Genomic DNA, 17,044 nt, shown 5'->3' with positions numbered 1-17,044 from the left:
GCGCGGCGGGACGTCTTGATGGAACTTGTTTTAGATTCAATCATGTCAAATTTCCTTGTTTTTTATATTTAATCGAGGACGCTACCGACTTCTAATTTAAAAAAACGAAAGCAAGTAAGATTATTCGTTGACAGATTTGTTAGATGACTCCCCAAATGTGATTCTCAGAACCCTCAGGTAGCTTGCAGCCACAGTTTCCACGCTGTACGAGCTGCCAAGACAATAGTGACGATGCACCCTAGACTACATACCCCAATCATCCAGGTGGGGCATGACACTCGCTCGCGCACATCACTGCGTGTTGCCATATACAACAGCGAAAGCGCTAAGAGCGGCGATCCAAGAACCGTCAGAGCTTGTGCAAAAATAATCACACCTACCGGATTGTTCCCAGCAATTGTGGCCCAGATCGCTATCGACATACCTAACAGCATCGCAACGACAGTCAGCCTCTTCGACCAAGGAGAATCAATCGAGCTACCGAGACCAAGTCCATCGGACAGCAGCAAACCACCGATCATCGCGTTGATCAAAAATGGACTGAAGCAGGCTGCGAAAATGCCGCAGGAGAAAAGAATCGTTGCTGCCGGGCCGAAGAGAGGTTCCAATTGTCCAGCTACATCAGCCGCACTCCTCAGCTCATCAGGTGACATTTTTCCATGCAGCATGGTGGCTGACGTAATCATGATCATTGCACTACAAGCTCCAAGCACTGAGATTCCCACGATTGAATCAACCAAGCCTTGTTTCAATTGACTGCTCGTCCAGCCTTTTTCGCGGGCCAGATAGCTTTGGTAAAACGCCCCGGCAACGGAAAACGTCGTTGCCACCAACCCCTGAATTGCCCACAGCGGATCAACAATGTGGCCAGAAGTATTTAGCCGTGGCCAGAATCCACCCGCTAGCTCCGAGGGAATACTTGGCACTAGGCCTGAGAAAACTTCTCCTAGCGATGGACCGGCCAGACAAAGGTTTGCGCCAAAGCCGAGTATCATGACTCCCAGCAAGAACTTCATTAACCGTTCCAACGGTTTGTAGAGAGACTTCAAGACAAACATCGTGCCTATGAGTGCGATATTGAAGAGAACTAAGAGGACGATGAGTATCGTCTTGGTCGAGCCCGAGGTGTCTGTGGTAGGGCCAGAGGCTAGGACTGATTCGATTGAGGTAACCACCGCCATGTTGTTACTAGACTGAAAACTGGCAACCACTAAGAATAAGACAATGCCCACCATCGCTGAAAAAGGTCTGCCGATTCGATCCGCCAACTCGCCGCAAAGTGTTTTCTCTGCACCCACACCAAGTCTTGCTGCCAGGGCCGTCATGCCGATCATTAAAACAACCGCCACCACCAGCACCCAAAGCATCGAGTAGCCGTACTGACAGCCGACCTTGCTTGAGGTAAGTATGCTACCGGGACCGAGCACAACCGATGCGACAATAATGGCCGGGCCGATACTTCGAAACCAAACTAAAAGACGATTGGGGTGGGAGGAATTCATTTTCGGTCAGCCACTTCTGCTTTCGCTCTAGCCATCACACTCTCGATCGTGACAGGCATGCCGCCTTGGCGCTTGCTTTCGTCGGCTGCTTCCATAAAGGCAATGATTGCAATTGTCTCCTCAGCACTCACCGGCGGAACACCTGTCTTGAAGAACTGGGCGATTTGTTTTACCAGCGGTTCATATCCCCCAAATCCTTCGATGAAGACATTTGATTTTTCTCGAAACAAGAGGGCTCCGTAGTCACGACGCCCTTTGCGAATTCCTCGAAATGTTCCAACGAGCCCATCCCCCCAAACTCCCACCACCAATTCGGTATCCTCCGTTTGCGTTCGCGTTACACGTTCACAGTCCGGTCCCATGATAGTGAACAACGCTTCAACTCCATGAACGCCATACCAGTAAAGATCTGGGTGGGTCGGTTCAACGGGACATGGACTGTAAGTTGCACACCCTGTGATTTGGCCTAACTTCGGATCGGTGCGGGCACTTGATATTCCAGGCGTGAATCGAATTGCTGAACAAGAGAAAAACGGCACTCCCGACTCTTTCGACAGGTCTGCTATTTCGATCGTATCGGCAAGCGAGGCTGCAATCGGTTTATCTATAAAGACTCTCTTGCCAGAGGCAAATACCGGGCGAACTTGTTCAAGATGTTTTCTGCCATCGACGCTCTCCAGCAAGACGACATCGACCAGATCCACGAGCGTGTCAACCGAATCAACAATCTGGATCCCCTTGTCGCGAAGTTTTTCCGTAAATTTACCAACTCGATCACGGCTCGATGCAATATCGTGGCTCCCTCCCGGAAATGCTGCCACGACTTTTACGTTCGCCAGCGATTCATCTGCGTCTGGTGCATTGAATAGATCGGTAAATGCAATGACGTGCGAAGTGTCGCAGCCGATAATGCCAGCACGTATTGTGTCGTCAGCAGCAGTAAGTGGGGATGACGCAACCCCGACTACTAGCAGCAAAGCGAAACAACCACCCAACGCTGCAAATCGACGCACAATTGCAATAGGAAGTAGACTGTGCAAGAGCCCGTTAATTGTTTTCCCGCTATTCATTTAATTGCAACTCATACTTCGTGATGCTGGTGAGAGGGATTCATTTCATCGATTCGATATCCGAATCCAGAGCCAGATAGAGTCGAGAGATCTACCTGCCCCTTACGTCTGCGGTAGAGGCCAGGATGAATCTGTGCTTCACGGGCTGATGCTTCTGGATAAAACTGCATTGCGTTTGTTTCGACTCCACCTATTGTTCCTGCGTGTGCTGCTAGCCGAACGTGTGGAATCTGCGCAAGCATCGGGTTCGTAAGGTCCTGTACCATCAGCTGCATGCCGTGTGCCTTGGCCCAGCAGAGACTCAACAGTGCGCCTGTTTGTGTCTTACAAGTTTTCAGTGCAACACCCGTCCAGCCGAGTTCATAGCCCAAGCGGACGTGTTGCCAGTCGTGGGCACTCTCGTCTAGGAATAGCGGCTTACGTCTGGCAACTTGATGGACGTCTAGGCGGCGCTGCTCGAGATCGTACTCAAAAGGTTGTTCCACATAGACAAGTCGCTCGAAAATAGCGGGCTCTTCATTGCGGAGCCGGTCTAGTACTACGTTGACGTAGGAGGTTTCTTGGACACAGCAGTTAAAATCGGCAGATAAGGCCTCGACTCCTGTCTCAAGTGAAACCTTACCGACTTGCACAAGGCGATCGTAGTCCCACTCCATGTCGTTGCCTCGCAGCTTGATTTTCAAGCACTTCAGCCCATCTGTTTCGATCCATTCTCTTAGCAGCAATGGATAGCCATCATCGGGTGGATTGTCCCCCAGTTCGCTGGAGGATAGAGGGTCAAGACCTCCAACTAGATGCCAGGCAGATAATTGCTGGGGGGGAGGAAAGACAAGAAAGTCCTCGGGGTAGGCACCTGAGAATGAAATCGTTGTCGATTGACTCTCAGCAGGTTGTAGGAAGGCAGCCAAATCTCGATTCATATAGTTCGCATTGTAAGTATCGTAGATATCTACCTGATGCAGATTCCCATAGGCATCATGCAGGGCGATGTCGAAGGCGCTATTGGCAACGAGCGCAGCCAAGTAAGGCAGCTCTTCGCCGGACCTAGCACCTGCATTGTGATTTCTTTGCAAAGCTGGAAGCACGTTGCGAAGGAAGTCATGTCCAAGTTCGAGAGGATGCCCACTACCCCGGTGTTCTGGCCAAGATTGCTTTAGCTTTTGGCAGAACTCGACCAGAGAATCAAGCCGATTCTGATAAGTAATCTCGCTGGGCCAAGCCCATTGAACTGATAGTGGCGTTTCTCCCCAGCCCTCCGCTGTACGGCCGCTATTGTCGCAGACTGACATACGAACTCGAAGGCAGTTGATACTTTCGAGAATTTGGTCGCCAAATTTAAGTGGAACACGTGTAGCAACCGGTAAAAGAAACGCCTTGGACGCTATGACGCGAATATCCGTAGGCTTCTCACTTGTCGTTCCTTCTCGAAGAATCGTCGGTAACTCCTTGCTTGATCGAGCAGAGCTTTCCATTGACGAAAGCTTTTTCGGATTCGAAAAATACTTTTTAGGCATGTGGCTTTTCCTAGTTGAGTATCTTGGTCATCTACAAACCTCCCCTACAGCCCTTCTAGGAAAGACCATGTAGATCTTCGAGCAAAATTAGTTAGCTCAAAACTGCAAGCTCTTTCAGGACCAATCGTGTGTCGGACGGGTGCACATGCTGTTTGCACTATCGTCATTCGTAAATTTCTCTTTATCCGGATCCCAGTTCAACTTCTTGCCAATATTCTTAATGGCAATGTTCCACAGATGGCAAACACTGGCAGTACGATGCCCCACCTCAACCGGTTCGAGTGGGTCTTCGCGAGTGATCACGCAGTCGAGAAAATTGCGGACATGATCGGCATAGAAATTGCCTGGATTGTCAAATGTTCGTTCAAGATTCGAGACTGGAAGATGTATCTCGTCTAATCCGATTATCTCGTTCTCAAGGGACTTCGAAGAAGCCCTAAACTTGCCTCCCACGAGAACGAACTCGATCCACCCTTCGGTTCCTTCGAAGCGAACGCCCATGGCTTCGCCGGAGCTTTCGCAAATCAGCTCTACCCCATTGGCATATCTCGCGCGGAATGTTGATTCTAGTGCCGTGTTGAACAGGCTTCCATCGGGAAGCCACTTAGCACCTATTCCCTCAACTTCGACCGGACCGGTCAGGCTAGAACCGTTGCCCCACTGGGCAATGTCAATCGCGTGGGCACCTAGGTTGGTGATTTGTCCACCTGAGTAGTCAAGATTGAAACGAAACTTGTAGAGACATCGTTTCTCATGGTATGCAGCCCGTGGTGCAGGGCCCAACCACATATCATAATCGAAATCATTGGGAACAGGCATTGGTTCCCAGCCAGGACCGGGGCCGATCTTGTTGTTGTATCCGATGCGAACTCGCATCGACTTAAGTTTGCCAATTCGTCCGTTGAGAACCAGTTCACAGGCATGCCGAGCTCTACAGTTAGATCGGTACTGGCTTGCCGTTTGCAAAACGCGCCCATGCTTTCGCACAGTTTTGATCATCTCCTGGCCTTCTCCCAGGGTCAATGTGAGGGGTTTTTGACAGAACACGTCCTTTCCTGCCTCGGCTGCCATCCTCGTCATCGTCGCATGCCAGTGATCAGGTACCACTAAGGCTACTGCATCGATATCATCGCGTTCGAGTATGTCTCGAAAATCGCTGGTCGTGAATACTCCATTGTAAGTTCCACTCTTCTGTTTTTCTGCATAGTATTGATTTGCGATTCTTAGGGCAGGTTCTAGTCCCATGACTGTTGATTCATCCCTATATCCTCCACTAGCCTTATTGACATCGCAGATGGCGCGAATCTGCACGTCTTCATTCTGCATGAACACCTTCATGTCAGGTATGCCGCGCGTGCCCAGGCCGATTACTCCGATGTTGATTCGGTTGCTAGGCGATGATTGGCCAAAGACTGTACTAGGTAGCACCCACGGAGCACCCGCACCGAGAGCCGTAGAACAAGTAGCTCCTAGGAAACAACGACGATCCATTTTGGTAGGCATCTAAATTCTTCTTTCACTTTCTAAATAACTCGGACTAGGACGTTAATTGCTAAAGGAGCGTCCAAATGATTTTTGGCGAAAAACACCTTGAAGTCACAGGCTGGCCGCTTAGTTGCTTAATATAGATAGGATTAATTTAGACAATATCATTTACCAGTTTCTCATCAACACTCACTGGCGATGTCCTCATCTTGAAAACTAGTTCTTAGTGGCATGTCTTGGTTAGGTGAACAACAATACTACCGAACCCTTAAGATAAAGTCATTCTGGCAAACTCCGTCTCTTTTTGAAGAAAAGGGCAATGGTTACCCAGCTTTGATTTTCGGTCGATTACTTCCTGTTCTCTAGTATTGCGTCTTGTTTAGGTTTAACCATGGAGAGTTCTTCAATGTTTTGTAAATCGACATCCTCGAGTAATCTGCTTGGCTTGAGAATTAATAGGCGGAGGGCCACAGACTCACAAATCCACTTTCCCCCCAGGGATAGAGTGACGGGCTCATTTCCTCGTCTACTAACGACTGCTCGCAATAATTTGGAGATTTCAGTTCCATGAGTTGCTTGTGCTTCAGCTATGCATCTTTGCCATGCGCCTCAAATTACGATTGAAGGATTTCAGCAATGATCTTCCAGCAGACGAGTTGCATTCCGGGGAGGTGAAACGGGCCTTTCCAATAATTCCCTTTCAATGGAACGCTGATTCGTCCGTCACGGTGTAAATAACCAAACCATTCTCCGTAAGTAATTGCCTTTGTGATTGGCATTCTGTAGCATTCCACGACATCTTTATATATTCCAAAGAGTATCTTTCTGCCCCCTCGCACGCACACTACTAGCTACTAGATGCCTCACTAGGCGATGACCCTGCAGTAAGTTGGCATTTGCAGGAACTTATCCTGATGAGATCGGCGTTGTTGTTAAGGGTGAATCGGATTGACTGTATGTATAAATAGTAAGGCCTTCAAGAGAGCATTGTTGGAGTGGGAATAGCAAGCTCACCAAGTAACCAATCGAAAAGCAGGATCCTACACCTATGACCGGGTATAAAAAGAAGTGAATGGGTGTCAGCGACTGTACAAAATACAAGATCACTCCTCCCACCACTGCACCTGCCACGGCACCGATACTATTGCCACGAGTCGTGAAGATTCCTAAGGCAAACAGTCCAGCTAGTCCTCCTATGGCGAGCCCGGCAAACGTCAAGAACAAGTCCCAGAGAGACTCTATTGCATAGGTTGCTATAAGCAGTGCCATGGCAGTGCCGAGAACTCCCAGGATCCCTGTCAACCAGCGAGCTAGTCTCAATAGACTTTGATCGGTACACTCCGGTCGAAGACGTTTATAAAAATCTATTGAGATCGTTGTGGCAACACTGTGGATGCTACTATCGAGGCTTGACATTGCAGCAGCCAACAGCGCTGCGATCACCACACCGGAGATTCCTACTGGTAGGCTTTCTACCACAAACCACGGTACGATGGCATCCGGCTGCAGAGAGGGGCTCATGTTTTCTGGATGTGTCTTATAGAAGGCAAATAGTGCTGTGCCGAACAGAAACACTAAGATTGCCCAAGGAATAGAGGCAATCGCAGAACACCATAGGGCGTTGGATGCCTTGCGGAGATCTCCGGTTGTCAAATACCTCTGCACTACGGCCTGGTCTGCCGTCAGGTCTGAAGTTCTCTTGAAGACGTTTCCAATTAGGATAATCCAAAGTGCGGTCGTGGTGATGCTTGTATCCCAATTAACCAATCGGAACTTCTCATGCGAATGAGCGATCGATATGAATCCGTTGAAACCGCCGTCGACTTCTAAGATGGCGATCCCTACCCCTAATAAAGCGCCTCCTACCAGGACTATCGCCTGTAATACATCCGTCCAGATCACTGCATTGATCCCCCCTAGGACGGTATATCCAGTGCTCAGAGTGCCCATAACAAGAATGCTGACATAGACATTCATTCCCGTGACGACTGAAAGGGCAATTGCAGGCAAATACAAGACAATTGCCATTCTACCCAACTGCAACATCACAAAAGAACTACTTCCGTATAGTCTCGCAAGTAGATTAAAGCGACACTCCAAATACTCATAGGCTGTCACCGCATTAGGTCGAAAGAACAAGAAAGGAAGGTAGAAGCGTACAACTAGGGGCACAACAAGAAACCAAGTCAACACACCCGTGAAATAGACCCAATCAGTTGAAAAAGACTTCGCGGGAAGTGCCATGAATCCAATCGAACTCACTTGAGTAGCCATTATACTTAGTCCAACTGCCCACCAGGGGATCTTCCGATCGCCAAGCAGGTAGTCGTTTGACGTATTCTCGGATGCGGAGAAGTACCAGCCGATGCTAAGAAGTAAGATGAAGTAGAATGAGAGTACTATGTAATCGACCAGGTGAAAGGCACTCTCTCGAAGAGCATTGCTCCCACCGATGACTTTTGCGATAAGTGAATTATTTGCTGTTCGCCCACCAACAAGCACAATCTGATTCTGCCACTTAACGGCTGTTGTCAATGCCACTGGAACCACATACTCCCCACGTTCACACCAGGTGTCTGTCGTCGTTTCATAAGCCAACAGGGTATTTCTGACCTGACGACTAGAGGATTTGACTTGGTGTTCATTCGCTTCGTTAATCGTCAATCCCCCGATGCAGAGGATTGTACTAGGGCCGAAGGCAATTGCCGGAGTAGCCGCCATTGGAATTGGAGCATCTGCGATAGCTTGCCACTTGGCTGAACTGGGCGAATACCTGTAAGCCTCTCGAACCAATTCGAGGGATTGCGGTTCTTGGTTTAACAAAGAAGAAGCTGCACCCCCTAACAAGAATAATTCGCCACTTTGAGCCACTACGGCGGGAGAGAACCATCCCTCTCCCGGCCAAACAGGATGCGATCTCCATCTCGGTCCTTCGTCAGAAACTTTGATAGACCAGAAGCACTTTTTTCTTTTCGGTGCTTTCAGATCAAACAAGCGAGAACCAGCCACATAGATTTCGTCTCCTAGACGCGTCGCAGCGCATATTGATAGCGGTTCAGGAAGATTCGGTAGAGAGGAGAGCTTGAGCTGATTTGTTTTGATATCCCATCGAAGAATGAACGCTTTATCTGATCCTCCAGATCCGGTGGTTCCTCCGAAACAGAACAACCCATCTTCTGTCTCTACCGCCGCTCCATAGGCTAGAGGCTTCGAAAGGTTAGTGGCCTCCAACCATTTTCGGGTGTCTGGTTGAAGGACAAAGACTGCATCGCTAAGTCCATTCTCGGTCGCGTTCTTCTGAGTCGTAGTTTGTCCACCTGCGACGATGAGTACCCCTTCAGAAGATCCGACGAATGCCCCTTCGATAGAAACGGGCAGTTCAGGCAATTCTTGCCATGCTAATAACGACTTCTCTTGTGCGTCTGATCCGGCTGTTTGAGAAACCAGGAAGGAGAGACCAAGTATCAGGTTGACTGGTAATCTAGCGGGCATGAACTGGGGGCTGGGGGTAAAAAGGGCTATCCATCTACAAAGCTCAGACACAAAAAAAGTAATTGTGCAAATGAACGCTCCAAAAGCTGAAACGCGAATTCATTATCGGCCGGTCGGCACTTCAAAATCTTTCTCGGATGATTCCTCTGGAAGTTCAATTTCCGCTTGATAGCCCCTGAAAAGTGGTGCTCCTAGTTCCATTTCGGGAGCTGATTTACCATCGTAGCCCATGATTTCAACAATGTGTGGACCGGCGATTGCTCCTCTATTGGACTTGGCAGTATCGTATTGCCCTTCCTCTATAAGGGCATATCCTGAAGGACCATTGTTACCCCGTGACTTGTCCGGACGAAATCGGACACTGCCTTTGGGTACCGGCTCCCCCTTGAAGGTTATTTCACCACGAATGTGATATCGTGGAACGCCCTCCTCATCAGCACAGCCAGTCACGAAGGATGCTAAAAGGATACTCAACAGGCCATTTTGTAATGGCCTGTTAACCAAGTTGTTGAATACGGAGAACGAAGCTAGCTTCTTCATTTGATTTCCCCAGGCCTTGCCAAGCACTGACTATACTACGAGCCTTTGAATACTTGACGGTATTCTGATCGTCCGCACTTACTCTAAACCCACTATTTCTGAACCGTTCATGCTTGCAAGTGCCTTCAACACTGCAAGCTCTGTATTTTCTCCCACGAACCGAGCTGAACCGTCACAGATTGCAAAATGTGTTCCCCCAGGATGCTCACTGCCAAACCCAGCGTCATTAAATCCGCCTGATACGATCCAATTCCCAGCATCATCCTGCTCGGCTGGTTCATTGATAACGGTAAATAGATTTTTTGCACTTCCCATATAGAAACCTTTAGATGCTCCAGAACCAAGAGTGGAACCCCGCATCCAAGATCGGTAGCGTGTCCATTCGTCCCACGAGAGCTCTCCTACTGCGAACGTATTCGAAGTCCCATCAGTGATTTGCGATATCTCTACCGACCGATCCTTACCCAGGACCCCTTGAACTGCTAGTCCCCCGTGAGAACTCCAAGCGTTCCCTTCAACCTCATAGAGGATCCAATCGCTCATATAGTCATTGTTGCCTTTAGGTCCCATCACACCTAAGTAGTGTGTAGTAAACGGATCTGCGCCATTTACCATTTCTGCCGAAGTACCTCCCAAATTGAGCTGAGACAGGATCGATGTAACAACAGGTTGACTCGGGCATAGCAAGACGTCTAATCGATTGCTCGCTAGCTCGTTCTTACCGCTACTCGTATAGCTTCCCGTGCCGTAGTCGAATCCGTCATGCAGAACACTTTGCTCGAAATAAGGAGTGATGAAGACAGTCCAAGCAAGACTAGTCTCACTGTCTCCTCCAGCTGGAAAAGTCCCAATAGACGATTCATAATTTAGAAGCCCCAAACCAATTTGCTTAAGATTATTCTGACATTGCGAACGGCGAGCGGCTTCTCGGGCCGCTTGGACTGCCGGAAGCAATAAGCCAACTAGAACTCCTATAATTGCAATGACGACCAAGAGTTCCACTAAAGTAAAGCCTAGCAAAGGCTTCTTTCCTGGTCGAAATTGCTTCCAATAGCTAATGGCATCCCTTTCTGCTTCAGGCGACCTGTTTTCGCTCACGACGATCGGTATGTAATTCAAGAAAAGCATTTCAGGAGACACCTTATTTAGAGACCAAAACGGGAGAACTAAACAATGCGATTGCGGGGCAGCAAACTGCAGAAGACACAGGTGCCGAACACTAGAAGCAGCCCGGTGGTGGGCTCAGGGACTGTTGCTGCTTTACTGGAGGCGGACTGGAAGCTACTGGACATGCCATAGTTTGCTTGCCAGTCAGCCAGTACCCCAATACTTTGGTCACGCTGCCAGAGCAGGAAGTCGTGGCCGTCGACGTCACCACTCATGTCGAAATCTCCAGGCAAGAACAGGCCGGCAAAGTCCCCATCAGTAAGCTTAAAGAGATCACCGGTTCCGCCAGGAAGGCTGAAGGTGAATTCATTTGAGACTAGTGGAATTTCTTCCACGAGACCTGTCAGGCGGTTCAGCCTCCAGATCGTGTCGATCGAGTTGTCCAAGGTCACCGTAAATTCAGAAATCAAATCATCTGGATCAAGCCCCATCCCATGCCACATATTGACTAGCATGAAGTACTCTTCTCCGAGATCATCTTCGAAGTACCCAACCATTGCATCTTTAAGGTCGGCTGCAGTACCGTTGATTTCGATGTCTACAATCTGACCTTGCCCTGCGGTCGGATCCCATTGCGGAACAGTGTTAGGAGTAAAACCAGTGACTCCCCCCCATATATGTCGCCAATCGGTACTCTCGAGGAATCTCAGGCTTTGCCCCAGTACTTGAATCTCTGCGTTAGCTTGTTGGGCATGAGGGTAGAGTTCGCTTGGGGCTCCGTTTCTATCAACAAGAGCTTTCTCAAATCGCTCCGACTGTTTGTCTAAATCGAACAAGAAATAGGTGAATCCCTTGAATCCACCCGCAAGCTTGAGGAACAACTCTGTCCTCAGTTCAGAGCCGCTGGGAAGTCTATACCTCTCGTCTGGAGGAAGCACTGGGTTATTTAAGTCGTCAAATGATTGAATAAAATTAAATGCTGGAATGTCGTATTCGAGGGACTTTTGACGTGCAACCTGCATGTTGTCGAGATGAGCTCGCAATAAGTCTGATGAATTCGTCGCTCCCTTCCACGGATAAAAGTTATAGATGAATGCATCAGGCTGAATTGTGGACAGCACGTTGTCCACATAGCTCGGAGTGACACCTCCCAAACTCACATATATGAGCGAATCTGGATCTACGAGGCGGATATAATCAGCTACATCTGCAATCCCTGCGATTTCGTCTGGCGGTAATTCATCGCGAAGCAACCAGGCAGATACGCCGGCGTTGATTCCCCACTGCACGTGCGTGCGAGCTTCGTCGTTAAGTTCGCTAAAATTGCCTCGGAAGTGACCTGCGGTCCCTGGTAAAGCCTCACTACTTAACGCAGTGTTGAAGTTAGCGTCATGGTGAAGGTCCAAATAGTTAGGTCTACTCCAAGAACTAATCATGAACGGGTTGTTTCGCACCCACTGCTTTCCAAAGTCGGGAGCACGAGGCTGCAAGGTTGGCCCTTCTGAAAGACTGGCATTCCATGCCAGTTCATCGACGCCTGTACCGCTACCAGGAAGCAAGACCTCATTGCTGATTCGCAAGTCGTCCATCAAGAACTTGCCGACAAATGTATTAGTGGGATTATTTGCTCCAATCCTTAAAGTGTGGGAGGTGGACGCATAGGGACCAAAATTGATCGACGATGTTTCAAGTGCGCCATCACGGTACATCTTTACATCACCGCTCGCGTTGTCGAAAGTAAATGCCATATGACTCCACTCAGGGTTTGAGTCATCTAGGAATTGGTTTTCTGTCTTCTTCCTATTGACGTTTCCATCTTGATCCTTTGTAAAGATATCGATGCCTTGCGTCCCACTAACTACTGGTGTTGCTTGAGTGATGGACCAAGTATCAGGCCCATTGGTGGTGGAAAGGATGAAACGAAGCGTGTCTGTTAATAATGGCTTATACCAAAACTCGACGGTTAACTCGCCGGTAGTTCCAATAGTAAACAGATCAGTTAAAGGAGTCTCAAGACTTTGTTGCCTGTTGAAGTTTAGTGAAAATGAGTTTGCGGGCGCTACACTGGGCACATCCGAGCTCAAACCTACAGTCCCCTCATTTACCTTTACATCGAAATGAAGGTCGTTGCCGGAACTATCGAAGAACCGCTCTGGACCATTTGCCTGAGTCCAGTCTCGCGATAGAGTGTCAAATTCATATAGGCCCACCGTGGCTGCTGACACTTGCTGGAATAGCAATGCCTCCGACAAGAGACCCGAAGCAAACAAAAGCAATGACGCAAATAATGTGTAAAAGTTTTTCATTTCATACCTCCGGAACTTTCGCTATTAATTGGATTCAATGATGGCCCTCGTAACGCCTCCCCTTCATGCGTCACCGCGCGAGAGGGCTTACCATGTCGCTGAGAGCAATGGCCATTGTCAAGAACGTGGGACTTAACAGCATCTGACCTGCCATTTCGTTTTGACGTTGTTTCTGATGACAGGAATCTCTGAACAACCGGTTCATCAAGCAAATCTTTTTGCTGTGTGGTAGAGAGCTGGCGGAATGGCCGCGGAGCAAAAGTACCCCGGACTCCTATTGCGTTCATCAGCACCGTCAAAGCAGACAAGCCCCCATGCATTCGCATTGCTTTTAACAGTGCAGTAAGCTCGCCTTGCAATCGCTTCGCCTCTTCGTGGTGACCGGTTCCAGCATTTTGAACAATCTGCCGTGCCCAGGCCGGCGCAAGAGCGTATATGCCATCCAAGTGTTGTGTTATTCCCGATGCAGAAAGCTCATACAAGCTATCGGCCTGCGCCATAATCACAGGAAAGTCAATTCCTGCCAAAGCAAGTCGGTGATGGAGCTGCAGGGCTTCCTGCAGGTCGCCCGAACATTTGATTCCAGCAATATTGGGATGTTCAGCGAGAGCGATGACTGTACACGCTTCAATTCTCACATGCGTGCGTTGCGGGATATCGTAAAGGAAAATGGGCGATCGCGACTCGTTCGCCAAAGCCTGATAGTAATCGATCAATTCTCCTTGGCTGAACTGCATAAAAAACGGCGGCAAGACAACTACACCTCCAAGACTAAAGCGGTTAAGGCGATCGATCCGATGCTGCGTCCGCAAGAGGCTCATATCATTGGCCCCGACTATCAATGCCCCCTTGCCGCAAGAAATTTGCACAGACTGCTCGACAAGTTCATCGTATGTTTCATCGGCTAGCAGTTGCCCGCACCCCATAGTGCCGGCAATGAATGCGCAGTCGACGCCCCCCGACCAGAGGCGATCGAATTGCAGGGACAAACCCGAGTGGTCAATCCGCTCCCTAGAAGTAAGCGGGGTGCCAACTGCAGCAGTAAGATAGCATTCTTCCAAAGCAAATCCCCTTACAAGAGGAGCCAGCGGCCCTCTCGCGATTAAACGTAATAAATAAGTAATGAGATATTGGCAACTTGGTAAATTATCACCTTTTAATGCAGTCTATAGGGTGCATGCGAGGCACGCAACAGAAATGTTGAAATATGTTGCAATAATAAATTGACAATTAAAGCGAATACTGTCACAGTGATGAAGGTCGGGAGGGCTTTCCTTTCCCCGATTGCAGCTGTCCTTCTTTTCAAGTTAGGGAAAATGTCATGTCTAGCTTTTTTGGGTGCTTTGCCAGAGGCTTTGAGAAGAGCGTATCCGGAGGGTCCTGTAAGCCGACTGGTCTTGCTGGCCTACTCGCCATGTTGCTCATATGTGCGGGGGGGCTTCAGTCAGCCGCCGCAGCCACGATGGATGCCACGCTTATCGAAGATACATACCTGCAGAGTCCACAGGATGTCAATTACTCGTCGGAAGCGGTCTTAAAATTCCGGACGTTCCGCTCCGTGTGGCGGAATCCTTTGATTCAATTTGATCTACCTGCGTTACCTTCGGGACAGCGAGTGGTTGGGGCAGAGCTGATTCTTACTTCTGCGCAGGCTGTCAGCGGCGTGGGTGGTACGCCAGACATTGAAGTACTCGCAACCACTACACCGATTGACTTGAGCAGTGCTACGTATGTAACTACGGATCCCGCTCTTCACACAGGAGGCGAGCCAGGGGTGTCGGCTTTACTCTGGACAAATGCTTGGAGCGATTTCTCCACAGAAAGCGTGATCCCTGGTGCAGATTTTTCTTCAGGTCAAATTGTTGTTTATGCGGATAACGATGGAGCAGATGGTATGCTCAAGTTTGTTCGAGATAGCATTAGTGGAACCAATCCAGTTACCGTTAATTTCGGCCTCGGATTTGTTAGCCGTGAAGGCGAAGGCGGAACGACTTCCGCAGGATGGGATATTCACTCAGGTGAGAGTGCGGGCAATGCACCTATCCTACGAATCACTACTGAAGCCATCCCAGAGCCTTCTGGTATAAGCCTTGCGTTGTTCGCGGGGCTACTGCTGCCGAGGAGTCGTCAGCTTCGTAGTACGTATAGTTAGCAACGTACTCTATACCAGATTCGGCCATCTTCGGCTGGGGTGGCCTTCCTTGAGGGAGGCCACCCCGGTCAGCCTATATGGTATAATGATGACAAAAAGGGGGGGGGGCGAGATAAAGCTGCCATGTCTATGCAGAACTGTGATTTGCTTTACTCAATAGCCTAAGCTAATTGCTGTGGCACAGAACTTCATCGCTGTCACTTGAAAGAGATCGATCCAATCCCTATTGCATGCTAATTCATCGGCCCACTAGCGCGAATTACTGCGCTACCAGTTATATGAGCAAGGAATAACTTATGATTTCGGCGGGTATCGAGAATTCCAATTTGAAACAGCTTGCGACGGCGCTGGAGCATGACATCCGCCGACGTGGCCTGCGGGCGGGCGACCGATATTTGACGGCGTCAGAAGCTTGCAAGCAGTTCAATGCTAGTGAGATGTCTGTTCATCGTGCGATGCAACTACTTGCGGAAGAGGGCTATCTAGTTCGCCAGCGAGGGGCCGGGACATTTGTGGGAGCCAAATATGAAGTCCCCGTTGATCAATCATGTCCCCTAAAGATTGTTCACGTAGTTATGTCGATGGATTGCCAGCGAATTGCGACACTTTCTGCCGAATTGTTAGTCCAGCAGCTAGGCTTAGCCATGCCAGATGTGTCTGTCGACATCCACTATATACCAGAATACGATTCCCTGCGTCATTTGGAGCGGATTGTCAGCGGTATACCTGAGGCAAATAGGCCCAAGGAAGGAGTAATCCTTATCCGAAGTTCACGTTCAATGCAATTGTTGATCGAGGAGTCGGGACTCCCTGCCGTGGTATTTGGCAGCATTCATCCTGGCGTGACCAAGCTTTCCTCAATTGACATGAACCAGTTCGAAGTCGGCAGACTCATGGCTCGCCATGCCCTGGACGCAGGTCGCACGCGATTGATTCTCTTCATGCGTGACGACTGGCGAGAGGGAGATAATGCAGTATTTTCTGGCGTGATGCAAGAACTTGCTGCCGATGGAATTGGACCTGATGCATTTAATTTGTATTGCATCCCGCCCGAAAGCGATTACATAGCTGAGAAGGTCCGGATGGTGCTGTCGCGTGAGTGTGAGCCTTTTGCACTGATTTGCCGAACTCACACGTACGCTGATGCTGCAGAGAAAGTCATCTATGAAATGAAAAAGAAAGACTCGGTTCTTCTGATTTCAGGTGGAGGACGCAGGCTCATTGGCACTCGCTATCCGTATGTCACACCTGAAATATGTATAGAAGATCAGGTTCAGATTTTAGGTCGCATGCTTATGGGGCATGCCTCGCAGGCAGAGTCAGGGGTGAAGAATCAAATAGTTCCTGCACAATTTGTTTGCCCTTAAGGGAGTGCGACACGAAAGTCTCCACGGTTAGGTAGGACTTGAGTCCTAGTTTAAGATATAAGATATATGTGAGCCGAATCTTGTTAGAGAAAGTCAGAACAATTTTGATGCTAGACTCGGCCTTTACTACCTCAATCCGAACCTGCACATCCACTCAAGACACATCCGAAATACATTGGTGGCTTGTTTCAGCGATGGCAAGAGCTTGATGCGATTAATTATAGGTGCGGCGTCGCTATTAATGGACTGTCATATTTGTGCGATTCCTTCGCAGCGTGCCTAGGGAACCTGGGCAGCGATCATGATTTTCAAGAGAAAATCTCTCGACATTGCAGTGCTCCACACGCTGACTCGCGAAACAAATGCCCGACCTACACCCTTCTGATAGTTGTAAACGCAATGGCAATTTGTACCTGATAGCTGGTTCTGAGGGCGACCATCCTGACTGGTGCGGGCGTAAAAGATGTCACCGATCTTTAGGCTTTGGACATTGCGATTTTATAAACCTG

At 49.1% G+C, this 17,044-nt stretch carries 11 protein-coding genes; 2 read left to right on the top strand and 9 right to left on the bottom strand.

Features of this window, described 5'->3' with window-relative positions; genetic code table 11:
- Positions 1-173 precede the first annotated feature (173 nt).
- The 9 genes from HG15A2_RS11440 to HG15A2_RS11395 form a co-directional block, all read right to left on the bottom strand.
- Positions 174-1,502, bottom strand: coding sequence for an Nramp family divalent metal transporter (locus tag HG15A2_RS11440; RefSeq protein ID WP_145060383.1), 1,329 nt, complete (start codon positions 1,500-1,502; stop codon positions 174-176).
- Positions 1,499-2,515, bottom strand: a complete 1,017-nt coding sequence (locus HG15A2_RS11435; RefSeq protein ID WP_246117943.1) for a Gfo/Idh/MocA family protein — start codon at positions 2,513-2,515, stop codon at positions 1,499-1,501. Before HG15A2_RS11435 ends, HG15A2_RS11440 begins: the two co-directional genes overlap by 4 nt.
- Before the next feature lie 68 nt (positions 2,516-2,583).
- Entirely contained in the window at positions 2,584-4,044 is a 1,461-nt protein-coding gene (locus HG15A2_RS11430; protein ID WP_145060381.1) for an enolase C-terminal domain-like protein, read from the bottom strand.
- Positions 4,045-4,200: 156 nt separating this feature from the next.
- On the bottom strand, positions 4,201-5,589 hold the full coding sequence (locus HG15A2_RS11425) for a Gfo/Idh/MocA family protein (RefSeq protein ID WP_145060380.1): 1,389 nt from the start codon (positions 5,587-5,589) through the stop codon (positions 4,201-4,203).
- Between the two features lie 888 nt (positions 5,590-6,477).
- A complete protein-coding gene (locus HG15A2_RS11415; RefSeq protein WP_145060379.1) occupies positions 6,478-9,063 on the bottom strand; it encodes a sodium:solute symporter in 2,586 nt (861 codons plus the stop codon).
- Positions 9,064-9,165: 102 nt separating this feature from the next.
- Positions 9,166-9,603: a hypothetical protein gene (locus HG15A2_RS11410; RefSeq protein WP_145060378.1), complete on the bottom strand. Its 438-nt coding sequence runs from the start codon at positions 9,601-9,603 to the stop codon at positions 9,166-9,168.
- Between the two features lie 78 nt (positions 9,604-9,681).
- Entirely contained in the window at positions 9,682-10,743 is a 1,062-nt protein-coding gene (locus HG15A2_RS11405; protein WP_145060377.1) for a DUF1559 domain-containing protein, read from the bottom strand.
- A gap of 26 nt (positions 10,744-10,769) precedes the next feature.
- Positions 10,770-13,016 (bottom strand): LamG domain-containing protein, encoded by a 2,247-nt coding sequence (locus HG15A2_RS11400; protein WP_145060376.1) that lies wholly within the window; start codon positions 13,014-13,016, stop codon positions 10,770-10,772.
- A complete protein-coding gene (locus HG15A2_RS11395; RefSeq protein WP_218932514.1) occupies positions 13,013-14,077 on the bottom strand; it encodes a dihydrodipicolinate synthase family protein in 1,065 nt (354 codons plus the stop codon). Before HG15A2_RS11395 ends, HG15A2_RS11400 begins: the two co-directional genes overlap by 4 nt.
- A 260-nt stretch (positions 14,078-14,337) precedes the next feature.
- On the opposite strand from HG15A2_RS11395, the gene HG15A2_RS11390 reads away from it, so the two are divergent.
- Positions 14,338-15,168, top strand: a complete 831-nt coding sequence (locus HG15A2_RS11390; protein ID WP_145060374.1) for a hypothetical protein — start codon at positions 14,338-14,340, stop codon at positions 15,166-15,168.
- Positions 15,169-15,464: 296 nt separating this feature from the next.
- Positions 15,465-16,535 carry a GntR family transcriptional regulator gene (locus HG15A2_RS11385; protein WP_145060373.1) on the top strand — a complete coding sequence of 357 codons (1,071 nt, stop codon included), beginning with the start codon at positions 15,465-15,467 and terminating at the stop codon, positions 16,533-16,535.
- Positions 16,536-17,044 lie beyond the last annotated feature (509 nt).

Source organism: Adhaeretor mobilis (genome assembly GCF_007741515.1).
GTDB lineage: Bacteria > Planctomycetota > Planctomycetia > Pirellulales > Lacipirellulaceae > Adhaeretor > Adhaeretor mobilis.
Note: the sequence above shows the minus strand (reverse complement) of the source record. Positions and strands in the feature narration are given on the sequence as shown.